Consider the following 21988-nt stretch of genomic DNA (forward strand, 5'->3'; position numbering starts at 1 on the left):
CGCCCCCGTGTTGCGGCGACGAGCGCAACGAGGGAGACCGCAAGTGCGGCAATTGAGAGTACGAGGGTGATGATCTCCATAAGGTTCCTCCCTTAAGAAGACTCCCCGTCCCGGTAGACCATCGGTTCACGGTGCCGATAGCCGAACGGATAGAAAGAGAAGATCACGCCGTCTGTGTAATGATGCTGAGCAGAGTCAGCGTACTTCAGTGCTTCCTCCTGAGATGCGCAGATAGCAAGGACATTGAAGTCGGGCGTGGAGTCCTCTTGGACTACCCACACTCCATCTTTATATCCGCCGTTATGCATCATCGATAGCAATTTCACTATATCCCTTTGGTCTAACCATGACGGAAAAATTGGTTAATAAACAAGTATCTCTAGCTCCGCTAGATCAGTGGCGAATTCAATATTCGGTCTCGCGATGGCCGGTTTACTTGTCTCGTCGTTCGCCAGTTCGGCGTCGGCCACTTCTATCGGTGAGGATGCGGGGTATGTCGAGACCTACGTCGGGGACGAACTCATTTCGACGACGCAAGAGAGCGATGGCTCCAACCCGGACGGGAACCTTAGCACGCGGTCACTTTCGCCGATCTCGCATGCAGCATGCTACGTGGCGAAGAACGCGGCCTTCTCGGTTGCCAATTTTGATGTGAAGAAGTTTCGGAGTGGCCAAACAAGGTTGATATGAGATGTGGAATTGCCGACGGTGCTGGTTACCTTCACATCGAATTCCGTCACGGGTCTCAGTGGGTCAAGAAGGGGCAGTGGCATAGTCCGTACCCTGCATCAGAGTGGGATATGTTCATGATGAAGGCTTCCCGCCAAGCCCTTGCAAAGCCGCTCAGCACCGTCGATCAGGGCAGCAATAAGTACTGCTATCAGTCGACGGTCACCCAGACGCATTACACAGCCAAGGGTCTTCAGGATCAGCGCACTTGGCCCATGAGCGTGGTGATCTCGGCGAACAACAAGATTGTCATCACTTCCTTCCCTGGAGCGAGCTGCAAAGAATGATGAAACCAACGCGAGTGACGCTGGCCAACGAGTACGGCTTCACCCTGCCTCTGACGGCTTATGACGATGACGGGGAACTCATCGACAACTTGAAGGCGCTGTTCAGCCCTTCTCTCGACTCACGGCTTCGGGCGTGGGCCGCACGCTTCAACGATGATTACGACTACGAGTCGGGCTGGCCATCGTTGCAGGAGTGCCGAGAGGCGTATGCGGAAGGTCTTGAGCTCTGTGATTTGGTGAAAGAGGAACTGAGCGGAACCACCGTGGCGTATGAGTTTTGGGAAACGCGTGTTCAGGGGAAGGGCCGCTCGCTCGACGAGCTTCGGTAGGCCAGGGGATGAAGCCACGCTTTGAACGGAGGCATCGGATTGCACAGTGGCTCGGTGACTGCTGGCCGAACATTGAGAAGCGGATGCTCGGCTCAGACGCGCGCCCGCACTACACACCTCTACGCGAATCCCTGAGTCAAACCGGCGGGAACGACTGCAGCGCGGCCGCCTCGAGGTGGGTGAGCCGGAGTGAGGTGCCCGACTAGTCGCGGAAGACGAGCCCGCCTGGCTCCATGCCGTCGGCGTTCCCGCGGATGGTGAACGCCGACTGGATGAGTGTTCGGCCTGGTCGACTTCCATGCCGTTCGACCATGCCGCCGCCCATTGTTTCGTCGCAACGGCCTGGCCGTCGAGAAGCCAATCGGGGCGCTCGATCATGATGCGATCCGCCTTGCTCATGATTGTTCTGTCTGCCCTCGTTCGCGTCCGCGAGCGACTTGTGCCATGGCGAACTGGAGCGAGGGCGCAATCTCTTCGACCTCGAGGTCGAGAGAGGTGCGCTGCCACCCAGGAGGAACTCAACGACGGGGAGTCACTTGATACCCCGCTCAACACTGACCCAAAACCTGAGGTTCCATTGCCCTCCCGAACCGAACTGTCAGTTGAAGGTGAGAAAGATGATTAGGGCGGTGAATGAGCCAGCGCGAGGGGGCCGGGATTCAACCGAGCCCGTCGAAGGCAACGCATTCCGTTTCTTCACTACCTGAGGGCTGGTTCTCACTCACGAGGTCTATCAATCCGGTGGAGTCCGCCGTCGGGCTTGATGATCTTCCCACCATCACGGCGTCGAACTTTGCCATCGGCGCGAACTTTGGCCATGTTCGCGGCGTGAGCGCGGTCGAGGGCTTTATCGATGTCCGGCGGCCGCGGCGAGCTCGTAGTTGAGACAAATGATGTCTCCGAGTGGGGTGACCCCCGGCCGCTTCTTCGCGTCGCGACACCTCAAATTGCACTTTTTGCAACGCGCACACGCGGGTGGGCTATGGTCGGGTCAGGGTGGTCGCACCCGGAAAAGAGGCATCATCATGTCCAAAGACAAAGGCCAGAAGGCCGCCAAGAAGCCTGCCGCTTCGACTGCGAAAGAGAAGAAGCAGGCGAAGCGCGACAAGAACCAGGCCGCAGCGAACACGCTGAAGATGGGCAAGTAGGCCGTGTGCCGCCCGACGTCGTCGGGCGGCACCTGCCATCTACAGGAGTGAGAAGCATCGGCTGCGGTTGCCGGCTGGCGGCTGGGTAGGCTGGCCGCATGCAGCCGCAGCCGAACCCCTTCCTTCCCAGTATCGACACGATCATGGTCCTCACTGTCGTCGCCTCGATCATCGGAAGCCTCGTCTGGCTCGGCCTGCTCTGGGTGATCGTCCGCGGTGCCACGCTCTCCGCCCTCCGCAAGCATTCCGAGGAGCAGGGCGAGCGTCGTCGGAACTCCGCATCTCCGCTGAGCTGACGAACGCGAGTTGACGACGTTCGCGAACGACGCTGCAGCGTGAGCGAGCTTCGGCGATCAGCTTCTCGCGTTCGCCTGTTACCGTTGCCGCATGATCCTCGGGCTCGGCCTCGCACTCCTCGGCATCGTCGTGCTCGTCCGCTGGATGCGAGACCGCGAGAACTGACGCCGGAGTTGCAGCGATACGAGCGCCGCCGCCCGGAAAGAGCCGGAGAACGTTCCCTGGACGTCTTACTCATACGGCGAGGAGGCACTCCCTCCGCGTCCACGAATTCCTTGAACGGAACTGTGAACGGGTAGCGGGTGCGTCCTGCGACGCAATAGTGTTGCCATGGCCTGTTCAACTTCGTGCAGCACCTTCGCGGTCGCCGCGATCTTCCTCATCATGAACCGCGCGTCTCGCGCACCGGAGGCTTCCGCATGAGCGCATCGGTCAGAGTTCCCCGCACCTTCTGGGTCGGGCTGATCGCCGTAGTGATCTACCTGCTGTTCGCCGCTGGTCTGGGCAACTTGATGGACGTCATCATTCCGACTTCGGACCCGACGGCCGAACTCGCAGCATCGCACTTCATTCCGCTGACGATCGCGATTGTGCTCGCGTTGATGTTCGTGCGCTGGTCGGGCTGGTCGGCCGAGGTGTGGAGCAGCCGATCGACGCTTCGAGACACGCCGCGCCGCTGGTGGTTGGTGGCCATTCCCGTATTGATGCTCCTACTCCCCCTCTCCCAGCTTCCCGGTGCGCCCTGGGGCGAGCGTGGAGTGGGCGGCATCTTCATCGTCCTCGCTGCGACCCTGATGGTGGGTTTCGGCGAAGAGCTCGTCATCAGAGGCATTCTCTTCGCCTCCATCCGAGCGAACCACGGCGAGCTCGTCACCCTTCTCGGCACGTCGCTCATCTTCGGCGCCGCGCACATCGCGGGCAGCCTCATCGCCGGCGTCGACCCGCTCTCGATCGTGTTCCAGGTCGGAGCGTTGGCGATGAACGGCAGCCTCTATTACTGGGTTCGGCGCGTCTCCGGAGGCCTCTGGTTGGGCATCCTCATTCACGCGCTCACGGATTTCAGCCTGTACATCTCGTCGGGCGATGGATCAGCGTCGGAGGCACTGCAGTCCTCGAACACCTTCGCACCGGTCGACATCTTCCCAGGCGTGGTGCAATGGCTCCTCATCATCCTCTCCATCGCGGGGGTCGTCAGCGCCGCCCTCGAAGACCGACGTACCAGAAGGGCTCGCGTGAGCGGCGCGTCAGGTCAGTAGCGCCGAACAGGAGGGTTCGCGCCGAGAGCGCGGGTTCGGAACGAGTGTGACGCCTCGCGCTCAGCTGGAACCCTCGGGCTCGGCAGAGAACGCGCGTCACGCGTCTTCCGAGCGAACTGTAGGCTCGAATGCATGACCGGTTCGCAGCAGGATCACCGGGTTCGGCATCTGATCGCGCTCGCGCTCGGTCTCCTCTGCATCCTGCACCTGTTCGTGCAGGCGGGCGATGTGACCACGTACGTGATCCTTCTCGGGTTGAGTTGCGGTGGCGTCGCCGTCGGCCATCAGGCGATCCTCCGCTCAGGGCCCCTCGTATGGACCGCGATCATCGGTCTGGTCTTGAGCTACCTGGGCCTGCTGATGGCGATCGGGTTGCTCGTCGTGCGACTCACGCGCACGTTCGGCAGCTGAGGAAGTCAATCCTCCTCTCAGTACACCCACTCGCACGTAGCCTCTGGGCATGAGTTCACGCCCCCTGCACCGACCCCGCTGGGCGAGCGCACTGGCGCGAGCAGGTGACCCCATCACCTGCAAAACCGCAGGCGGAGCACCGTGATCCCCGCACACACGCACGGTTCCCCGTCGAGCGGTGTCAGCTCCGACCTCATCGCTCTGCTCCCGGTGCTGGTCGCCATCGCCGTCTACCTCGCCGCGACCGCGATCGGTCGGCAGCGCGGACGATCATGGCCGTGGTTCCGCACGGTGTTCTGGATCGCCGGCGTGCTCGCCGCAGCAGCCGGCTTCATCGGACCGCTCGCCGCAGCCGCGCACGAGTCATTCGTCGCGCACATGGCGACCCATCTGCTGGTCGGCATGGCCGCACCCCTCCTGCTGGTGCTCTCCGCGCCCATGACGTTGGCGCTGCGGACCCTGAGCGTCGATCCGGCTCGGCGTCTGAGCTGGTTGCTCCGCAGCCCGCTCGCGCGCGTGCTGACGCATCCGGTCGTCGCCGCCGCACTGAACGTGGGCGGGTTGTGGGTGCTGTACCGCACACCGCTGTACGAGCTGATGCAGCGGGACGTGCTGGTGCACCTGCTCGTGATGCTCCACGTTCTGGCTGCCGGATACCTCTACACGTATGCGTTGGTCGGGATCGATCCGTCGCCCCACCGCTCCGGCTTCGTGAGGCGCAGCGTCGTCCTCGTGAGTTCGCTCGCTGCGCACGGCATTCTGGCGAAGCTGCTCTACGCGCATCCCCCACCCGGCGTCCCCGTAGCGGATGCGCATACCGGAGCTCGGCTCATGTTCACCGGCGGCGACGCGGTCGACTTCGTGCTCATGGTGCTGCTCTGCGCGGAGTGGTATCGCGCCACGGGCCGACGTCTGGGGGCCACGACCACCACCATGTCGGTCGTCCGGCGCACAGTAACAGGCGCGCGGGGCGGGAGCCGACGCACGAAGGGAGCATCATCATGATGGGCACGAGCAGTCGGATGGGAGGGTCTCCGCTGCGTTTCCGCTCCTACTGGGCGGGCTTCCTGCTCGGCGTAGCCATGATGGCGGCGATCGATGAGATCGTCTTCCACCAGATCCTCGCCTGGCATCACTTCTACAACAACGCCAGCCCGGACATCGCCATCCTCTCCGACGGGTTGTTGCACGCGGCCGAGCTCTTCGGCTTCGTCTTCGGGTTCTTCCTCATGCTCGACGCGCGTCGACGTCGCACGTTCTGGGCGGCCGCCGCCTGGGCGGGGTTTCTGGTGGGGCTCGGGTTGTTCCAGCTCTGGGACGGGATCGTCGACCACAAGATCCTTCGGCTCCACCAGATCCGCTACGGGGTCGAACTGCTGCCCTACGATGTCGCCTGGAATGTCGCCGGTGCGCTGCTCCTCGTCTCAGGCCTCATCTGGACCGCGGTGCTCGCCAGACGGGGAACGCCCGGGAGAGCGGAAGACAGTGCGACGCCCCAGCCGATATCGTGAGCGCATGAGATCTCGCGCGCTGCCCGCCCTTGCGTTCGCAGCCGCGGCACTTTCAGCAGTCGTGCTCTCGGGGTGCGCTGCCCCGGCGAGCGTCACCGTCGGATACGAGGAGTCATCGGTCACGATCGAGGACGGGACGGAACTCGTCATCGACTTCGGCGAGGTCAACGCGTCGGTCGGCTCGGACTGGGTGATGATCAGTGAACCCGACCCCTCCATATTGACGCACGGGGAGAAGGTGAGCGAGTACGCCGGCGAGGAGGGCAGCGTGGGCGGACCGAGCGAGCTCGCGTACCGGTTCACCGCGACCGGCACCGGAATGACGAAGATCCAGTTCGAATACCAGTTCCGCGGCGCTGTGCCCGACGATCCGACCGAGCAGAGAACAGCGCTGATCGACGTCTCGGTGGAGTAAGCGGCTCGCCGATTCGCGCGCAACACGCACAGATTTTCTACCGCAATGTGACGGATGCGCCCGACACCTTGTAACTTGTCAGTATGGATACGACAAGTTTTCAGCGCCTCCCGAAGAGCATTCAGCAGATCGTGCTCGATGGCCTGGACAACGAAGTGCAGGCCGGGCTCGAGCGCCTCGACAATGCGAAGAAGGACGGAACGCTCGCTCCCGAGCAGACCGCCGCGCTCGAGGGCGACATTCGCCGCGCAGCAGAGCTGCGCAATCGCTACTCGCCGGCCTGAGCCTCCCGCCCGACTCCGGCGGCCTCAATCGGAGAACAGCTCGCGCCGGAGCGCACCTTCGTGCTGCAGCAGGCGCGTCTTGATATCCACGCCGAAGAGGTAGCCGCCCAGACCTCCGTCGCTGCGCACGATGCGGTGGCAGGGCACGACCAGAGCGACGAGATTGTTGGCGCAGCCCGACGCCGCCGCTCGCACCGCAGACGGGCGACCGGCGAGCCCGGCCAATTCGGTGTAGGTCACGGCCCGGCCAGCCGGCACCTCGCGGAGCGCGCGCCACACGTCGCCGCGGAACGGCGTCTCCGGCTGACGCACCATCAGTCCATCGATGGCGGTCACGTCTCCGTCGGCGTAGGCCAGCAGCGCGTCGGCGATCGGGTCGGCAACCGGGCCAGGGGCCGCAGCGGCGTCGGCGATCCCGCGCTCGGCGACGCCCGCGTCGATGCTGCGGAGACGCGCCGTGAGCGACTCAGCATCAGGATCCAGCTCGGTGGCGAAACCGGCGGCGCGAATGGCCCCGTCCTCGGGCGACCAGATCGCGTGGAACGGCGCTCCGACGATATCGACGACGGTGCGCGTGAGTGGGCTGGTGGTCATACGAGGTCCTTTCGTGCAGACGAGGCGAGGAAGTCGGCCCAGAGGTGCTGGGTCGCGTAGCTGCGGTAGGGGCGCCAGGGTTCGGCGATCCGTTCGGCCGCCCTCGGGGCAGGATCGCCCAGCGCTCGGCGCAGGATCAGATCTCCGGCGGGATAGGCGTCGGGATCGGCCAGCGCCCGCATCGCGATCATCTCGACGGTCCACGGCCCGACCCCGCGCAGCGCGGCGAGTTCGCGCCGCGCATGTTCGCGATCGGCGCCCGCACTGACATCGAGCCCGCCGGCGAGGGCGACGGCGAGCGAACGCAACGTCTCGGCGCGACTGCGCGTGAGGCCGAGCGCCTCGCGCAGCTCGTCGGCCGATTCTCGGGCGATCGCAGCGACGTCGAGCCCACCGTGGAATCCGGCGGCTGCGGCGACCCCGGTGAGGGGCCGTGCGAAGCGCGCCGCGAGACGCCCCTGCAGGGTGCGAGCGGCGGCGAGCGACACCTGCTGGCCGAGCACCGTGCCGAGTGCCGTCTCATGTGCGGACCGCGCCGCCGGCATGCGCAGGCCGGGGCGCGCGGTCACCAGGGGCGCGAGCTGAGGATCTGCGCCGAGCGCTTCGGAAATCTGCAGGGGATCGGCGTCGAGGTCGAGCATCTGCCGCACGATCTCGATGGCGCGCATCGCGTCGGAGAGAGACGGCAGCTCGAGGGCCACCGGGATCGCGATCGTCGCTCCGTGCTCGGCCGGCTCTCCCGCTGCCTCCGGCACTTCGCCCCAGTGCACACGCGCAACGGCGGTGCCTCCGCCGACGTCGAGTGCGTGCTCGGTCGAGCCGTCGAGTCCGATGACGTCTCGTCCCGGAATGGCGTGAGCGACGAGCGACGCTCGCAGGGCGGCCGCGTCGTAGGGTGCGCGGGTGCGCATCCGCAGTGCGAGCATGGGTCGCTCGTCGGAGCTCGGTCCGGAGGCGGCCTCGCCGTGACGCCGAGCCAGCTTCGACGGCGCCACGCCGAATTGCTCGCGCATCACCTCGCCGAACTGCCGGAGGCTGCCGAACCCCGCCGCGAACGCGATATCCGCGAGCGGGAGATCGGTCTCGTCGATGAGCGCCCGTGCCGCGTGCGCGCGGCGCGTGAGCGCGAGCTGCAGCGGCCCGGCGCCGACTTCTTCGATGAGGATGCGGCGCAAGTGCCGCTCACTCACCGCGAGCTCCCTCGCCAGCCCTGCGACACCCGCCGCGTCGACGGCGCCATCGCGGATGCGGCGCACGGCTCGGCCGACCAGGTCACCGCGCACGTCCCACTCCCGCGTGCCCGGCACGGCCTCCGGCCTGCACCGCTTGCACGCCCGGAATCCCGAGGCGACGCATGCAGCCGCGCTCGGGAAGAAGCGGCAGTTCCCCGGCAGCGGTTTTCTGGCCGGGCATGACGGCCTGCAGTAGATTCCCGTGCTCGTCACCCCGAGGTAGAACCGCCCGTCCCACCGTCCGTCGCGTCCGGAAGCCGCACGATAGCAGGCGTCGAAATCGAGCGGGAGGGCTGGGGGCGGCGGGGTCACGTGACTATCTTCGCTGGCTGGAGCCCGCCGCGCACGCCGGAATCGGACATGGCGGTGCGACGAGTACGCTCGACAGCATGAAAGACCTCTCCGGCCGCGAGGCATTGCTGCGCGCCACCGTGATCGTCGTCTCCGCCGGCGGACTCCGGGCGCTGACGTATCGCGCGGTCGCCGCCGAGGCCGGCGTCTCTCACGGGCTGGTGCGCCACCACTTCGGAACGCGGGATCAGCTCGTCGCCGAGGCGATGGAGTACGCCATCGACGAGAGCCTCAGAGGCTCGAACATGGTCGGAGACGCGTTGACGCCAGAGACGTTCGCCGCTGGCATCGAGTCGCTGGCCGATCGCGAGAGCGGGATGCAGGCGTTCCAGTACGAACTCCTGCTCGAGTCCCGACGTCGACCTGAACTGCGGCCGCTCGCGGAGCGCCACTATCTCGCGTACCGGGAGGCGATCTCACGTCAGTTGGCCCGCCTCGGCGTGCGCGACGCTGAGCTGACCGAGCTCATCTGGTTCACCCTCGACGGCATCGTGTTCAAGCAGTTGGTGCTGCCGGAGGGCGTGGAGCCGGCGCTCGCGCGGCTCCGGGCCCTCGTGGCCCAGGCCCAGAGCGCGGACTGAACCGGCGCCCGCGATCCGGGGCCTCCGAGGTGCGCTGCGCACTTGACTATCCATATGGATAGTTCTAGGGTGGTCCCACCCGACCCGAGTCTGCACGCTCAGACCATCCCGAGCACCGCAGCCGGGAACGATCGAAGGGACACACCGACGTGCCGCAGCCCCAGACCACCAGTGACACCGCGAACGACACCCGCATCGACTTCCTGTACCTCAGCGAACCCGACATGATCCGCGCCGGGGTCACCGACATGCCCGCCTGCGTCGACACGATGTCAGACATGCTCGGCCTCTTCGCGGCGGGCGACTACCGGATGGCCGGCACCGAGAACAACTCGCACGGCGCGCAGATCTTCTTCCCTGAGCACGAGAGCTTCCCCGGGATGCCAGTGGACGGGCCGGATCGCCGCTTCATGGCGATGCCCGCCTACCTGGGCGGCGACTACCAGGCGGCCGGATGCAAGTGGTACGGGTCGAATGTGGCGAACAAGGAGCGCGGTCTGCCGCGCTCGATCCTGATGTTCACGCTCAGCGACAAGGACACGGGCGCGCCGCTCGCGATCATGTCGGCGAACCTGCTGAGCGCGTACCGCACGGGCGCGATTCCCGGCGTCGGAGCACGCTACCTCGCCCGCGACGACGCCCGGGTGGTCGGCATCGTGGGGCCCGGCCCGATGAACCGGACCTCGCTCGAGTCGTTTCTCGCCGTGCGACCCGGCATCGACACGGTGCGCGTCTTCGGCCGGAGCCAGGGCGGCATCGACACCTTCATCGCCTGGGCCACCGAGAAGTTTCCGCAGCTCACCATCGAGCAGGTCGACAGCTTCGAAGCCGCCGTGCGCGGATCCGACATCGTGAGCATCGCAGTGCCCAGTCAGTCGGGTTCGGAGCACTACCCCCTCGTTCGCGACGAATGGGTGAAGCCCGGCGCCTTCGTCTGCTGCTCGGCGCATCTCGCCGTCGAGGAGTCGCTCGTACAGCGCTCGCGCCACGTCGCCGACGCTCGGAAGATCTACCAGGCGTGGGCCGAGGAACTGCCGGAACCCGCCCATGAGACGGTCGGCATCTGGGGCATCCATCTCGTCGACCGCGTGCGCGACGGCCGGATGGCGCCAGAGCAGTTCGAAGACGTTGGCGAGATCATCCGCGGGATCACCCCCGGCCGTACCGACGACGACGAGATCTTCATCTACTCGGTGGGCGGCATGCCCGTCGAAGACGTCGCCTGGGCGACGCAGGTCTACCGCAATGCCGTGCGCGACGGAATCGGCACGAAGCTGAACCTCTGGAACACTCCGGCACTCGCTTAGGCGACCCGCGACACCGCACGAGCCACGACACCACAGGAGATAGAGGACTCATGGAACTTCAGCACGCAGACGTGATCGTCATCGGCGCCGGCACTGTCGGCTCGATGGCCCTCTGGCAGCTCAGCAAGCGCGAAGGCCTCACGGTCGTCGGCATCGAGCAGTACGGGCCCGTGCACCCGCACGGCTCCTACGCAGGCGAATCCCGCGTCTTCCGCACCGCCGTGCACGAGGGCGGCACCTACGTCGGCATGATCCAACGCTCGCGCGAGCTCTGGCGCGAGCTGGAGCGGGAATCGGGCCGCGACATCTACGCCGAGGTGGGCTGCCTGAGCATCGCCCCCGAGGGCTTCCCCGATCTCGAGACGGCGATCGGCACCGTACGGCAATTCGACATTCCGCACCGCCTCCTCAGCACGGAAGACCTGCGCGCCCAGTACCCGCAGCACCGCATCGCCGACGGAGACGTCGCACTCCTCGACGAGCACGGCGGCGGCCTGCGCCCGGAGGTCGCCGTGATGTCGGCGCTCGACCTCGCCGAGGCGAACGGCGCCGAACTGCACTTCAACACCCCGGTGCTCGAGCTCGAAGAGCGCGGCAGCGGCGTCGTGGTGCGCACGACGCAGGGCGCCTGGCTCGCGCGCACGGTGGTCGTCGCCTCGGGATCCTGGTCGACGCGCCTCTCTCCGGAGCTGAACGATCTGCTGCGCCTGCAGGTGCTCGGCCTCACCTGGTTCATGCCGCGGCACCCCGAGCAGTTCGTGCCAGAGCGGTTCCCCGCCTTCTTGCGCGATGCCGGGCCGATCCACTTCTTCGGGGCGCCGAGCTTCGACGGCTACTCCTTCAAAGCGTGCACGAACCCGGAGTGGCCGGTGTTCCGCGACGTCGACGACGTGCCCGTGTCGCACACGCGCGCCGAGCTCATCAAGATCGGCCAGCGCGCCTCCGAACTCTTCCCCGGCATCAACCCTGAGCCGGTGCGGCAGAGCGTGCACCACTGCGCGTACACCCCTGACCGCTTGCCCGTCGTCGACCGCAGCGCGAGCGGCCGGGTGGTCACCGTGACCGGACTCTCGGGCCACGGCTTCAAGTTCTCACCGCAGCTCGGCGAATGGGCGGCGCAGCTCGCCGCCGGCGACGACCTCGACGCGGTGACGGGGTGGGATCCGCGCTTCGCCGTCCCCGCGCACCTCGAGCGGCTCGCGGTGACCGGCCCCTACACCGGCGGCGGGCACTGACCGCGCAGGCCTGCGCCCGAGCGTCAGTGCCCACCCGCCGCTAGGAGTTCACCACCTTCCTCAATCCGACGGCGCGCTCGATGATGAGCACGATGACCACCGACAGTGCGATGAGGATCGCCGACAGTGCGGCGAGGCCCGGGTCCGAGCGGTACTGCAGGTATCGGAACATCTCGACCGGCAGCGTCGTATGGCCCGATCCGGCGACGAACAGCGAGATGACCGCCTCGTCGAATGAGATGATGAACGCCATCACGCCGCCCGCGAGAATGCCGGGAGCGATGATCGGAAGCGTCACCCGCCGGAACGTGGTGAAGGAGTTCGCACCGTGCACTCGAGCCGCCTCCTCGCATCGCATGTCGCTCGTCGTCAGACTCGAGAGCGTCGTGCGGATCACATAGGGCACGGTCACCCCGAAGTGGGCGAGCACGATGCCCGGATACGTCCCCACGAGACCGACCGGCTGGAACACCAGCAGCAGCCCGAGGCCGAGCACCACGCCGGGCACGAGCAGCGGCGAGAGGAAGAACCCCGACACCGCGGCCTTGCCGGGAAACTCGTACCGGGCGATCGCGAGCGCGACGGGCACGCCGAGCAGCAGCACGACCACCGCAGTGATCACCGCGGTGATGAGGCTGACGCGGGCGCCGTCCATCAGATCGGTGTTCTCGAGAATGCTCTGGTACCACTCGAACGACGGTGCGCCGAACTCGATCGCGAGGCTCTTCGAATCGTTGAACGAGATGATGACGACCGCGATGATCGGGGCGAGCAGGAACAGGTACACGATCGTCACGATGATCCGGTTGAGAATTTTAGCCATGGCGCATCACCCTTCGAATCGCTTGATGAGTCGTTGATACACGGCGACGATCGCGCCGAACACCACGAGCAGAATGACCGAGAGGGCCGAAGCCAACGGCCAGTTGAGCGTCTGCGTCGCCTCGCTGTACACCTCGGTCGCGAGGATGAACACGCGTCCGCCGCCGAGCAGCTTCGGGGTGACGAAGGAGCTCACCGCGAGCACGAAGACAAGCAGGAACCCGGTGAACACGCCGGGGAGCGACAGCGGAAGCGTCACTCGCAGGAACACCTTGACCTTTGACGCGCCAAGCGATCCGGCGGCCTCTTCGAGCGAGCTGTTGATGCGCCCGAAACCCGAGATCATCGCGAGAATCGCGTAGGGCATGAGAATCTCCACCAGGGCGATCGAGGTGCCGAGGAAGTTGTTGCTCAACCGAAGCGGCGAGCTGAGGAGCCCCATGTTCATGAGGGCCGCGTTGATGACCCCCTGATCGCCGAGAATGGCCATCCACCCGAAGGTTCGTGCCACCGCAGACGTGAGGAGCGGTGCGATGGCGAGTGCGATCAGCACGCCCTTCCAGCGGGACGTCGTGCGCGTGAGGAACAGCGCGATCGGGTAGGAGAGCACCACGGCGGCGAGCCCGCAGACGAGCCCGAGCATCAGCGTGTTGCCGACGACCTCCCAGTAGAAGGGATCGGAGAGCGCCTTTCCATAGGACGCGACGGTGAAGGTCTCGATGAGCTGGCCGCCGGATCCGTTCTCGTTGAGAGACATGCGGATCATCACGAACAGGGGCACCAGGAAGCTCACGAAGAGCCCGATCACTCCGGGAAGCACGAGTCCGTAGGCGGAGAGCCGGGAACGGTTGCGCGCCCGGTTCGACTTCATGCCGACGCTGATGAGCTCGGTGTTGGTGTGCGTTGCAGTCATCGGACTCACCTCACCCTTCCGGCACGAGATGCGCGTCGCCCGGTTCGAACGAGACGTACGCCTCGTCGCCGATGCGCAACTCGTCCTGCGGCGAGCTGAGCTTGTCGGCGCGCATCACCTGCCCGCCGTCCAGCCGCAGGTCGTAGCTGCGCACGTTGCCCGTGTAACTCGATGCGATGACCCGCGCCCGAGCCGTGGGCAGCGTCCCCATGCGGTCGCCGCCCGCCTCGACGGAGACCCGGTGCGGGCGCACCACGAGCGAAGCCTCGCCCGTGATCCCGCTGGCACCCGCCACGGCGAAGCTCCCGAACAGGTCGGATTGCACCTGATAGCTCCCGCCCGATCCGCCCGACACCGAGCCGACCTCCAAGAAATTCGCCTTGCCGACGAAGTTCGCCACGAACTTCGTCGCCGGGCTCTCGTAGATCGCCGTCGGACGGTCGTACTGCTCGATCACACCGTTGTTGAGAATGGCGATGCGATCCGCCATGTCGAGCGCCTCATCCTGATCGTGCGTCACGAACAGCGTCGTGGTTCCCGACTCCTGCTGAATGTTGCGGATCTCCCGGCGCATCGCCTCCCGCAGCTTCGCGTCGAGATTCGAGAGCGGCTCATCGAGCAGCAGCAGCGTCGGGTGGATCACGAGCGCTCGGGCGAGCGCGACACGCTGCTGCTGGCCTCCCGAGAGCTCGGCCGGCTTGCGCGCCTTGAGATGCCCGAGCTGCACGTTCTCGAGCGCTTCGGCCGTGCGCGGCGCGACCTGGGCGCGCGGCACCTTGTGCATCTGCAGTCCGAACGCGACGTTCTCCTCCACCGTGAGGTGCGGGAACAGCGCGTACGACTGGAACACCATGCCCATGCCGCGCTTGTGCACCGGAGTGGAGACGACGTCCTTCCCATTGACGTAGATCTCCCCCGAGGTGGGCTCGAGGAGCCCGGCGACCATACGCAGTGTCGTCGTCTTGCCGCAGCCGGAGGGGCCCAGCAGGGCGACGAGGTCGCCCTGCTGCACGTCGAGGTTCACATCGTTCACCGCTGGCGCGGTGGTCTTCGGATAGGTCTTCTGCAGGTTGCGGATCGACAGGTACTCCGGATCGAGCTGCTCCGTCATGATCAACCCCCGATGACGTTGCGTCGCCACTGCTCGGTCCACGCGTCGCGCTCATCGGCGAGCCAGATCCAGTCGATGTCGACGATATTCGGATCAGCCGAGTCGGCGACCCGATCGGTGATGGCCTCCGGCACCTCGGCGTCCGAGACGACGGGCGCGTAGAACAACGCCTCGGCGAATGACTCCTGCGCTTCCTTCGAGAGCGCGTAATCCATGAACTCCCGAGCCGCGTCCGCGTTCTCCGTTCCCTCGACGAGATTGATCGTGTTGATCTGGAACCCGATTCCGTCGTCGGGCTGGACCACGCCCATCGCACCATCGGAGTCGTCGGCGAAGTACTGCGCGCGGGCGTTCCAGCCGACGCCGTACTGCGACGTTCCCGAGATCACCGGCTGGTACACGTCGGGCACGGGCTCCCAGGTGTTCACGAGTGGCGCGAGCTCCGAGAGCTTCTCGATCGCCGGCTCGATGTTCTCCTGGTAATCGTCTCCCAGGTTGTTCGCCGTGAGGATGGTCAGCGTGTGCCCCTGGATATCCGGCGGCGCGGGAATCGACACCGAGTTCTCCGGAGCGTCCCAGAGATCCTCGATGCCGTTCGGGGGCGTCTTCACCTCGGCGGTGTTGTAGAGCACCACGAGGTTGTCGAATGTGAGGGCAGGGCCGAAGCCGTCGGCGCTCTGCCCGAGATCGACCACATTGGCGATGTTCGGAACATCGTCCGCCGAGACCTTCGAGAACAGCCCCTCCTGGTTGCCGGTGTGCGCCACCGAGGCGTCCATGATGGCGAGGTCGACCGTCGGGCTCGCTGATTCGCTGCGGAGCTTGCCGAGCATCTCAGCGCTGTGCTGAGCCGGGACGAAGTTCACGACGATGTCGTCTTGCGAAGCGTTGAATTCGTCGATCACAGCGGTGGTGTACTGATCCTCGAAGAGCGCGGCGTAGCCGAGCACATTGATCTCGACGGCATCCGGGTTCGACGATCCCGAGCCGCCTCCCGAGCCGCTGCAGCCCGTGAGCGCGAGCGCGGTGATCATCACGGCTGAGACGCCGAGCGCGGTCTTGTGTGACATGGTGCTTCTCCTTTGAAGTCCGATGCGGGTCTTCCCCGCCTCTTGCACCCATGTCGACAAGCCTGGTCCTGAGCGACGATACGCGGCGGCTCAGGATCGCGCAAGGTGCGATTTGGTAACGCTTTGCGCACGAAGCACGCGGCGCCCCATCGCCCGTGCGCGCATTTTTCTAGGATCTAACCTGGGGTTTCTCCGAGGCGATAGGGATCGGTCTTCCGTTGTCGCATTCCGCCTGCTACGGTGCATAGCACGTGTATACAACACGTACACAATCCGTGCGACAGGCCTGGTCAGCTCTGCACGATCCCACACGAAGAGGTGTGCGAACCCTCGCGGAACCCGCACCGGAAAGGCACGAACCCGTGTTCCAATTCCTCCCCATGCCCCAGCAGATCTCCGAAGAGCGGCGACAGTCGCTCCTCACCGTACAGACGTCGACGCTCGGCCACCTGCGCGACTTCGGTTTCGTGCGCGGGCTGACACCGAACCGGCGCCCCATCCAGTTCGCCGGCACGGCAGTGACCGTGCGACTCCCCCACATGGATTCCAGCGCGCTGCACGTCGCAGCAGATCACCTGCGCCCCGGCGACGTGCTGGTCGTCGAGCAATCGGGTGACGAGCGCTCGAGCTTCGGCGGAATGGTCGCCTTCACGGCGAAGACCCGCGGAGCAGAAGGCGTGATCCTGGCAGGTGCGATGAACGATTTCGACGAGGTCCTCGAACTCGGGCTCCCGGTCTACTCGCGCGGCGTCTCCGCACGCACCACCCGGATCCTCGGCATCGAAGGCGCCATCAACGTGCCGATCACCGTCGGCGGCGTCGTCATCAGACCGGGCGACGCGATCTTCGCCGACTCCGACGGCATCGCCGTGCTCACCGAGGACGAGATCGACGACATCGTCACCGACTTGCGCGGCAAAGAAGGCGCCGAGCCTGCGAAGAAGGCCGAGATCACCGCCGGCCTCAAACTCTCCGAGTGGAGCGGTGCGGCTCAGTACTTCCAGACGAGCGGGGCAGCCTGATGAACGAGTTCCGCCTCACCGTCGCCCAATTCTCCGCCACGCTCGACGTCGCCCGAAACCGCGATCTCTCGGTCTCCCTGATCGAACAGGCGGCCCCGCACTCAGACCTCGTCGTGATCCCCGAGAATGCGATGTACTCCGATCCGACGAAGGAGCGCCCCGACGAGGGGTACTCGGAATCCCTCGACGGAGACTTCGTCACCGCCCTGCGCAGCGCGGCCGCCGCCGGCAGCACGCACGTCGTCGCCGGGCTCACGGAGACGAACGCTGGCACGCACCCGTACAACACGCTCGTGCACATCTCGCCGACCGGAGAATTGGAGGGCGTGTATCGCAAGATCCACCTGTACGACGCCTTCGGGTACCGGGAATCCGATTCGGTGACGGCGGCGAGCGCGGACTCGCCTCTCGTCTTCGACGTGAACGGCATCACCGTCGGCGCGGCGACCTGCTACGACCTGCGCTTCCCGGAGATGGCGCGATGGCTCGTCGATCACGGCGCCGACGTGCTCGTCTACCCAGCCGCCTGGGCCGTCGGGCCGATGAAGGAACTGCACTGGGAGTCGCTGCTGCGGGCGCGGGCGATCGAGAACACCACGTACGTCGCCGCGGCGGGCCAGACCGGCCCGCATTGCACGGGCCAGAGTCAGATCATCGACCCCCTCGGAATCACGCGCGCCTCAGCGGGCGAGGAGACCGAGACGTTCGCGACGGCAGTGGTCAGCTCCGACCGCGTTGCGCAGGTGCGCCGCACCAATCCGTGCCTCGAGAATCGGCGCTTCACCGTGGGCCCTCTGGCCTGAGCTACGATCTACGCATGCAGCTCATCCCGGATGTATCGCACGCCCGGTTCGGCGGCTGGTCGGTGAAGGCACCGCTGCCGCCGGGGGTGCGGCCCCCCGGCATCAAAGCTGCGGACTACGCCTACGGATACCTGAAGAACCTCATCATCACGCTCGAGCTCGCTCCGCAGACCGTCATCACCGAGAACGAGATCGCAGTGGCGACAGGCGTCTCCCGCACTCCGGTGCGGGAGGCGTTCTCCCGCCTGCAGTCCGAGCAGCTCCTCACCCTCATCCCGCACCGCGGCGCCCTCGTACCCGAGATCACCCTCCGCGCCATCCAGGAACAGGCCATGACTCGCGTCGTGCTCGAGGGACACGGGGTGAAGTGGGTCTGCGACCACCGCGTGCCCATCGCCGGTCGCCTGTTCCACCTCATCGAAGAACAGCGAGCGATTCTCGAGGACGACCCCGAACGCATCGTCGACATGGTGGTCACCGACAAGGAGTTTCACTGGACGCTCGTGCAGGCGACCGGAAACACCGAGTTCGCCCAGCTCTACAACTCCATTCACGATCGCCAGGTGAGGATCGGCATCGCCATGTTCCAGGCCGTGCCCTCACGGCGATGCTCGGCTGTCGAACAGCACCTCGAGATCGCACAGGCCATCGAGCAGTTCGATCTCGACACGGCCACCGCTCTGCTCGAGTCGCATCTTGTCGGAAGCCTCCCTGAGGTATCGGGCATCTTCCGGAACTAGGGCTGAGGTCGCGCTCTCCGCTCAGTTCTCTCGCGCTCTCGACAGCACGAATGATTCATCTCGGCGCCAGCGCTGCTCGCGAGTGTCCGTGAACTCCAATGCATGGACCTGATACTTCGCCGATTGCATGATGGGGCGGAGACGATCGCCCGTGTGACTCGGCACTTCCGCAGCGAACTTCCACGTGTACGTCGTCGAGTCCTTGCTCAGCTCGACGAAGTATCGCCCCGGCGGCAGCATGACGAGTCGAATCGGCCTATCGATCACTGCGTCGAACATTCGGACAACCACACTGACATCGCGGAACGCGGATCCCGAGCAATTGTCGAGAATCACGCCGTACGTGCGTTTCCGCTCGTCCGGGTCAATGACCACCCACGCCGAAAGTCGGCTTGCTTGCTCTCGAGCGTCACGCTCTGCGTCGGCACGCTGGCGGGCGCGATCGAGGTTGTAGGACCCCGCAGCGAACACCACGGCGGCCGCTGTCACCCATGTCGGAAGGTCTCCCATCCAGCTCGGCCAATTCATACTGATCGCACCCTCTTTCGTCTCGGCGGCATGCATGCTCGCAGCTCCGAGCCTTCCGCGCGCGGCCGAACGCATGTGCGAGATGTCGACCTTTCAGCCTCGGCAGGAGCGTTTTTACGCACGGGCGCCGCCATCGTCCGCGGTTTGAACCGTCGCGTGCGCGCCTACTTCCGCGAAACCGAGGGTTGATGCCGAGCGCGAGCAGAGCGGGCGAGCGCGGGCGAGCGCTGGCCGCCGTCAGCGCGGGCGGAGCGGGGAGTGCTGCTGCACCCAGCTGTACATCGACACCGCCGCAGCGGCCGACGCGTTGATCGAGCGCGTCGACCCGTACTGGGTGATCTCGACGACGGCGTCGGCCGCCGCGATCGCCTCCACGGTCAGGCCCGGTCCCTCCTGACCGAAGAGCATCACGCAGCGCTCCGGCCAGTCGAAGGTCTCCATCGGCACGCAGCCGGGTACGTTGTCGATCGCGATGATCGGGATCCCCTCGCCCCGCGCCCAGGCGACGAGCGCGGTCACGTCTTCGCGGTGCTCCACGTGCTGGTACCGGTCGGTCACCATCGCGCCGCGCTTGTTCCAACGGCGGCGACCCACGATGTGCACGGTGTCGGCAGCGAACGCGTTCGCGCTGCGCACGATGGACCCGATGTTCATGTCGTGCTGCCAGTTCTCGATGGCGACGTGGAAGGGATGACGATGCTCATCGAGGTCGGCGACGATCGCGGCCATGTTCCAGTACCGGTAGCGGTCGACCACGTTGCGCGTGTCGCCATGCTCGAGGAGTTCAGCGTCGTACTGCGCTCCGGTCGGCCAGGCGTCGCGCCCTCCCGGCCACGGCCCGACCCCGGAGGTCGAGCGCTCGGGTGTCGGGTTGGCCAGGGGCGCTGCGTCGTTCACGCGTAGATTCTCCCACGCGCGGGCCCTTCTGCGAGCGGGGTCACTTCGGGAGGGTGTCGCAAACGGGACCGACGCCGACACGCTCCCGAAGTGACCCCGCTCCAAGGAAGGCGGAGGCGGAGGCGGACGAAGGTGGCGCGGCGCAGCGCGGCGCAGCGCGGCGCCGCGCCTACTGGTGGGAGAAGGCGGCGTCGAACGAAGCCGTCGGGCGCTTCCAGAGCAGGGAGCGGATCCGCTCGATCGCCTCCGCCGCGCCATGCAGGCGGTCCATGCCCGCGTCTTCCCACTCGATCGAGATCGGCCCGGTGTAGCCGATGCTGTCGAGTGCGCGGAACCCGTCCTCCCAGTGGGTGTCGCCTCGCCCGGTCGAGACGAAGTCCCAGCCGCGCCTCGGGTCGCCCCACGGCAGATGCGATCCGAGAATGCCGGAGCGGCCGGTCTGGGGGCGCACCCGCGTGTCCTTGCAATCGACGTGGCAGATGCGATCCGCGAAGTCGACGATGAACCCGATCGGGTCGACACCCTGCCACACGAGGTGGCTGGGGTCCCAGTTGAGCCCGAACGCCGGATGGTGGTCGATGGCTTCGAGCGCGCGCACCGTCGTCCAGTAGTCGTACGCGATCTCAGAGGGGTGCACCTCGTGCGCGAACCGTACGCCCTCCCCGTCGAACACATCGAGGATCGGTGTCCACCGCCGCGCGAAGTCCTCGTACCCCTCGTCGATCACCGATGCGGGCACGGGCGGGAACATCGCGACGTACGGCCAGATCTTCGACCCGGTGAACCCCGTCACCACGTCGGCGCCGAGTTTGCGGGCGACGCGGGCGGAGCGCTGCATGTCGGCGGCTGCGCGCTGCCGCACACCCTCCGGGTCGCCGTCGCCCCATACGTAGGGGCGCACGATGGCCTCGTGCCGGAAGTCGATGGGATCGTCGCAGACGGCCTGCCCCGCGAGGTGGTTCGAGATCGCCCAGACCTTGAGCCCGTGCCGGTCGAGCGTGTCGAGCCGGGACTGCAGGTACGCGTCATCCTCGTCGGCGCGGGCGAGGTCGAGGTGATCGCCGGAGGCGGCGATCTCGAGCCCGTCGTAGCCCCACTCAGAGGCGAGGCGTGCGACCTCCTCGAACGGCAGGTCCGCCCACTGCCCGGTGAAGAGGGTGACGGGGTGCGTTGCTTCGTGGCTCATAGACGGCCGCTCCTTTGCAGCTGGTGGTCGGTGAGGAAATCGTAGGTGATGCGCGCGAGCGCGTCCTGCGACTCGGCGAGCGGTCGCCAGATCGACGCTGCGGTCGCGATCGTGTCGTTGTCCCCGGTGAAGCTCTCGAGCGTGAGCGGGCCGGTGTACCCGACGTCGTCGAGCGCGTCGAAGAAGGCCCCCCAGTCCGTGTGATCGGGGCCGGCCGGGCCTCGATCGTTGCCGCAGACCTGCACCACGGCGAGGTGCGCGCCGGCCGCGCGGATGGCTGCCGACGGCGAGCGCTCCTCGATGTTCAGGTGGTAGGCGTCCAGTGCGAGCGCGATGCCGGACGCCCCTGCCTCAGCGGAGCCCAGCAGCGGGTCGAGCACATCGAGCGCTTGCGTGACCGTGTTGATGAGACTCGTCTCGTACCGGTTGAGCGGTTCGATCGCGAGCGTCACCCCGCACTCCGCCGCATACGCGGCGACCGGCCGAAGGGCTTCGCGGAGCACTCGGATCGCTGCCGCGCGCTCGTCGGCGCCCATCCGCCAGACGCGGCCGGTGCGAGCGGTGAAGGGCCCGGCGACCGTCGGCGATCCGACCGCGACGGCGACATCGACGCAGTGCCGCAGGTAGGCCTGCGTCGACGCCCGAAACGTGTCGTCGAGCAGATCGCGCCCCGCTCCCATCGCCCCGACGACGCGCGCGCCCATGCCGAGCGCTCCCAGGCGTTCGGCCGCCAACTCCGGCGACCAGTCCCCCGGCGACTCGACGGGCAACTCGAGCAGCTCGTACCCGATGCCGCGGGCGCGTTCCGCGATCCTCAGCAGCGATGCGTCTCCGAGCGGCGAGGTCCACACCCACGTGTTCACGCCGAGGGTTCTCCGCATGATGCTCCTCTCCTGAGCGATCGGTCGACGGGATGCGCCGGAGGGAGC

26 protein-coding genes are annotated in these 21988 nt (G+C 66.4%); 16 read left to right on the forward strand and 10 right to left on the reverse strand.

The features are described from left to right. Positions 1-937 precede the first annotated feature (937 nt). The 10 genes from ABFX18_RS13840 to ABFX18_RS13885 all read left to right on the forward strand — a co-directional run bounded on the left by ABFX18_RS13840 (position 938) and on the right by ABFX18_RS13885 (position 6667). Positions 938-1345 (forward strand): hypothetical protein, encoded by a 408-nt coding sequence (locus ABFX18_RS13840; protein WP_346058638.1) that lies wholly within the window; start codon positions 938-940, stop codon positions 1343-1345. Positions 1346-1978: 633 nt separating this feature from the next. Beyond that, complete coding sequence (locus tag ABFX18_RS13845) at positions 1979-2230, forward strand: hypothetical protein (RefSeq protein ID WP_346058639.1); 252 nt, start codon at positions 1979-1981, stop codon at positions 2228-2230. Positions 2231-2370: 140 nt separating this feature from the next. Continuing rightward, the gene (locus ABFX18_RS13850; protein WP_255536989.1) at positions 2371-2493 is read left to right on the forward strand and encodes a hypothetical protein; all 123 of its coding nucleotides are present in this window, start codon (positions 2371-2373) and stop codon (positions 2491-2493) included. A 98-nt stretch (positions 2494-2591) separates the two neighbouring features. Next, positions 2592-2789 carry a hypothetical protein gene (locus tag ABFX18_RS13855; protein WP_336662696.1) on the forward strand — a complete coding sequence of 66 codons (198 nt, stop codon included), beginning with the start codon at positions 2592-2594 and terminating at the stop codon, positions 2787-2789. Between the two features lie 420 nt (positions 2790-3209). Beyond that, positions 3210-4046: a CPBP family intramembrane glutamic endopeptidase gene (locus ABFX18_RS13860; protein WP_346058640.1), complete on the forward strand. Its 837-nt coding sequence runs from the start codon at positions 3210-3212 to the stop codon at positions 4044-4046. 132 nt (positions 4047-4178) lie between these two features. Beyond that, positions 4179-4457 carry a hypothetical protein gene (locus tag ABFX18_RS13865; RefSeq protein ID WP_346058641.1) on the forward strand — a complete coding sequence of 93 codons (279 nt, stop codon included), beginning with the start codon at positions 4179-4181 and terminating at the stop codon, positions 4455-4457. 141 nt (positions 4458-4598) lie between these two features. Beyond that, entirely contained in the window at positions 4599-5462 is an 864-nt protein-coding gene (locus tag ABFX18_RS13870) for a cytochrome c oxidase assembly protein (RefSeq protein WP_346058642.1), read from the forward strand. Continuing rightward, positions 5459-5968: a DUF2243 domain-containing protein gene (locus tag ABFX18_RS13875; RefSeq protein ID WP_346058643.1), complete on the forward strand. Its 510-nt coding sequence runs from the start codon at positions 5459-5461 to the stop codon at positions 5966-5968. Before ABFX18_RS13870 ends, ABFX18_RS13875 begins: the two co-directional genes overlap by 4 nt. A gap of 4 nt (positions 5969-5972) precedes the next feature. Then, positions 5973-6383, forward strand: coding sequence for a protease inhibitor I42 family protein (locus tag ABFX18_RS13880; protein WP_090146360.1), 411 nt, complete (start codon positions 5973-5975; stop codon positions 6381-6383). An 83-nt stretch (positions 6384-6466) separates the two neighbouring features. Continuing rightward, on the forward strand, positions 6467-6667 hold the full coding sequence (locus ABFX18_RS13885) for a hypothetical protein (RefSeq protein ID WP_090146358.1): 201 nt from the start codon (positions 6467-6469) through the stop codon (positions 6665-6667). 24 nt (positions 6668-6691) lie between these two features. On the opposite strand, the gene ABFX18_RS13890 is transcribed toward ABFX18_RS13885, so the two are convergent. Continuing rightward, positions 6692-7261 (reverse strand): methylated-DNA--[protein]-cysteine S-methyltransferase, encoded by a 570-nt coding sequence (locus ABFX18_RS13890; protein WP_346058644.1) that lies wholly within the window; start codon positions 7259-7261, stop codon positions 6692-6694. Continuing rightward, positions 7258-8805: a DNA-3-methyladenine glycosylase 2 family protein gene (locus tag ABFX18_RS13895; protein ID WP_346058645.1), complete on the reverse strand. Its 1548-nt coding sequence runs from the start codon at positions 8803-8805 to the stop codon at positions 7258-7260. The genes ABFX18_RS13890 and ABFX18_RS13895 overlap by 4 nt, the downstream gene beginning before the upstream one ends. 77 nt (positions 8806-8882) lie before the next feature. Here ABFX18_RS13895 and ABFX18_RS13900 point away from each other — a divergent pair, with 77 nt between their 5' ends. From ABFX18_RS13900 to solA, 3 genes are all read left to right on the forward strand, one after another. Continuing rightward, on the forward strand, positions 8883-9425 hold the full coding sequence (locus tag ABFX18_RS13900; protein ID WP_346058646.1) for a TetR/AcrR family transcriptional regulator: 543 nt from the start codon (positions 8883-8885) through the stop codon (positions 9423-9425). Positions 9426-9574: 149 nt separating this feature from the next. Further along, positions 9575-10732: an ornithine cyclodeaminase family protein gene (locus tag ABFX18_RS13905; RefSeq protein ID WP_346058647.1), complete on the forward strand. Its 1158-nt coding sequence runs from the start codon at positions 9575-9577 to the stop codon at positions 10730-10732. 50 nt (positions 10733-10782) lie between these two features. Continuing rightward, positions 10783-11967, forward strand: a complete 1185-nt coding sequence (gene solA, locus ABFX18_RS13910; protein WP_346058648.1) for an N-methyl-L-tryptophan oxidase — start codon at positions 10783-10785, stop codon at positions 11965-11967. 40 nt (positions 11968-12007) lie between these two features. On the opposite strand, the gene ABFX18_RS13915 is transcribed toward solA, so the two are convergent. Genes ABFX18_RS13915 through ABFX18_RS13930 form a run of 4 tightly spaced genes read right to left on the reverse strand, consistent with a single transcriptional unit; the run spans position 12008 to position 15883 of the window. Beyond that, positions 12008-12790, reverse strand: coding sequence for an ABC transporter permease (locus tag ABFX18_RS13915; protein ID WP_090146343.1), 783 nt, complete (start codon positions 12788-12790; stop codon positions 12008-12010). A 6-nt stretch (positions 12791-12796) separates the two neighbouring features. Next, positions 12797-13702 (reverse strand): ABC transporter permease, encoded by a 906-nt coding sequence (locus tag ABFX18_RS13920; RefSeq protein ID WP_200330354.1) that lies wholly within the window; start codon positions 13700-13702, stop codon positions 12797-12799. Between the two features lie 10 nt (positions 13703-13712). Next, the gene (locus ABFX18_RS13925) at positions 13713-14813 is read right to left on the reverse strand and encodes an ABC transporter ATP-binding protein (RefSeq protein ID WP_090146341.1); all 1101 of its coding nucleotides are present in this window, start codon (positions 14811-14813) and stop codon (positions 13713-13715) included. Between the two features lie 2 nt (positions 14814-14815). Then, positions 14816-15883: an extracellular solute-binding protein gene (locus tag ABFX18_RS13930; RefSeq protein WP_346058649.1), complete on the reverse strand. Its 1068-nt coding sequence runs from the start codon at positions 15881-15883 to the stop codon at positions 14816-14818. A gap of 380 nt (positions 15884-16263) precedes the next feature. Here ABFX18_RS13930 and ABFX18_RS13935 point away from each other — a divergent pair, with 380 nt between their 5' ends. From ABFX18_RS13935 to ABFX18_RS13945, 3 genes are read left to right on the forward strand one after another with little or no spacing between them, the layout of a single operon-like run. Then, complete coding sequence (locus tag ABFX18_RS13935; RefSeq protein ID WP_346058650.1) at positions 16264-16905, forward strand: RraA family protein; 642 nt, start codon at positions 16264-16266, stop codon at positions 16903-16905. Beyond that, entirely contained in the window at positions 16905-17708 is an 804-nt protein-coding gene (locus tag ABFX18_RS13940; protein WP_346058651.1) for a carbon-nitrogen hydrolase family protein, read from the forward strand. Before ABFX18_RS13935 ends, ABFX18_RS13940 begins: the two co-directional genes overlap by 1 nt. 14 nt (positions 17709-17722) lie before the next feature. Beyond that, entirely contained in the window at positions 17723-18448 is a 726-nt protein-coding gene (locus ABFX18_RS13945; RefSeq protein WP_090146332.1) for a GntR family transcriptional regulator, read from the forward strand. Positions 18449-18469: 21 nt separating this feature from the next. Here the strand turns inward: ABFX18_RS13945 and ABFX18_RS13950 are convergent, their stop codons facing one another. From ABFX18_RS13950 to ABFX18_RS13965, 4 genes are all read right to left on the reverse strand, one after another. Then, positions 18470-18976, reverse strand: coding sequence for a hypothetical protein (locus ABFX18_RS13950; protein ID WP_346058652.1), 507 nt, complete (start codon positions 18974-18976; stop codon positions 18470-18472). A gap of 237 nt (positions 18977-19213) precedes the next feature. Then, complete coding sequence (locus ABFX18_RS13955) at positions 19214-19873, reverse strand: TrmH family RNA methyltransferase (protein WP_346058653.1); 660 nt, start codon at positions 19871-19873, stop codon at positions 19214-19216. Positions 19874-20042: 169 nt separating this feature from the next. Further along, entirely contained in the window at positions 20043-21059 is a 1017-nt protein-coding gene (locus ABFX18_RS13960) for a sugar phosphate isomerase/epimerase family protein (protein ID WP_346058654.1), read from the reverse strand. Continuing rightward, positions 21056-21940: a sugar phosphate isomerase/epimerase family protein gene (locus ABFX18_RS13965; protein ID WP_346058655.1), complete on the reverse strand. Its 885-nt coding sequence runs from the start codon at positions 21938-21940 to the stop codon at positions 21056-21058. Before ABFX18_RS13965 ends, ABFX18_RS13960 begins: the two co-directional genes overlap by 4 nt. Positions 21941-21988: the final 48 nt, after the last annotated feature.

It is taken from the genome of Leucobacter alluvii, assembly GCF_039530485.1.
In the GTDB taxonomy this organism is placed as follows: domain Bacteria; phylum Actinomycetota; class Actinomycetes; order Actinomycetales; family Microbacteriaceae; genus Leucobacter; species Leucobacter alluvii.

Bases quoted from the DNA above. Each gene is read 5' to 3' on its own strand.
- ABFX18_RS13885 (WP_090146358.1), top strand. From the start codon at position 6,467: ATGGATACGACAAGTTTTCAGCGCCTCCCGAAGAGCATTCAGCAGATC.
- ABFX18_RS13960 (WP_346058654.1), bottom strand. From the start codon at position 21,059: ATGAGCCACGAAGCAACGCACCCCGTCACCCTCTTCACCGGGCAGTGG.
- ABFX18_RS13860 (WP_346058640.1), top strand. From the start codon at position 3,210: ATGAGCGCATCGGTCAGAGTTCCCCGCACCTTCTGGGTCGGGCTGATC.
- ABFX18_RS13940 (WP_346058651.1), top strand. From the start codon at position 16,905: ATGAACGAGTTCCGCCTCACCGTCGCCCAATTCTCCGCCACGCTCGAC.
- ABFX18_RS13850 (WP_255536989.1), top strand. From the start codon at position 2,371: ATGTCCAAAGACAAAGGCCAGAAGGCCGCCAAGAAGCCTGCCGCTTCG.
- ABFX18_RS13950 (WP_346058652.1), bottom strand. From the start codon at position 18,976: ATGAATTGGCCGAGCTGGATGGGAGACCTTCCGACATGGGTGACAGCG.
- ABFX18_RS13945 (WP_090146332.1), top strand. From the start codon at position 17,723: ATGCAGCTCATCCCGGATGTATCGCACGCCCGGTTCGGCGGCTGGTCG.
- ABFX18_RS13925 (WP_090146341.1), bottom strand. From the start codon at position 14,813: ATGACGGAGCAGCTCGATCCGGAGTACCTGTCGATCCGCAACCTGCAG.
- ABFX18_RS13915 (WP_090146343.1), bottom strand. From the start codon at position 12,790: ATGGCTAAAATTCTCAACCGGATCATCGTGACGATCGTGTACCTGTTC.
- ABFX18_RS13965 (WP_346058655.1), bottom strand. From the start codon at position 21,940: ATGCGGAGAACCCTCGGCGTGAACACGTGGGTGTGGACCTCGCCGCTC.
- ABFX18_RS13900 (WP_346058646.1), top strand. From the start codon at position 8,883: ATGAAAGACCTCTCCGGCCGCGAGGCATTGCTGCGCGCCACCGTGATC.
- ABFX18_RS13880 (WP_090146360.1), top strand. From the start codon at position 5,973: ATGAGATCTCGCGCGCTGCCCGCCCTTGCGTTCGCAGCCGCGGCACTT.
- ABFX18_RS13890 (WP_346058644.1), bottom strand. From the start codon at position 7,261: ATGACCACCAGCCCACTCACGCGCACCGTCGTCGATATCGTCGGAGCG.
- ABFX18_RS13935 (WP_346058650.1), top strand. From the start codon at position 16,264: ATGCCCCAGCAGATCTCCGAAGAGCGGCGACAGTCGCTCCTCACCGTA.
- ABFX18_RS13845 (WP_346058639.1), top strand. From the start codon at position 1,979: ATGAGCCAGCGCGAGGGGGCCGGGATTCAACCGAGCCCGTCGAAGGCA.
- ABFX18_RS13930 (WP_346058649.1), bottom strand. From the start codon at position 15,883: ATGTCACACAAGACCGCGCTCGGCGTCTCAGCCGTGATGATCACCGCG.
- ABFX18_RS13865 (WP_346058641.1), top strand. From the start codon at position 4,179: ATGACCGGTTCGCAGCAGGATCACCGGGTTCGGCATCTGATCGCGCTC.
- ABFX18_RS13920 (WP_200330354.1), bottom strand. From the start codon at position 13,702: ATGACTGCAACGCACACCAACACCGAGCTCATCAGCGTCGGCATGAAG.
- solA (WP_346058648.1), top strand. From the start codon at position 10,783: ATGGAACTTCAGCACGCAGACGTGATCGTCATCGGCGCCGGCACTGTC.
- ABFX18_RS13855 (WP_336662696.1), top strand. From the start codon at position 2,592: ATGCAGCCGCAGCCGAACCCCTTCCTTCCCAGTATCGACACGATCATG.
- ABFX18_RS13875 (WP_346058643.1), top strand. From the start codon at position 5,459: ATGATGGGCACGAGCAGTCGGATGGGAGGGTCTCCGCTGCGTTTCCGC.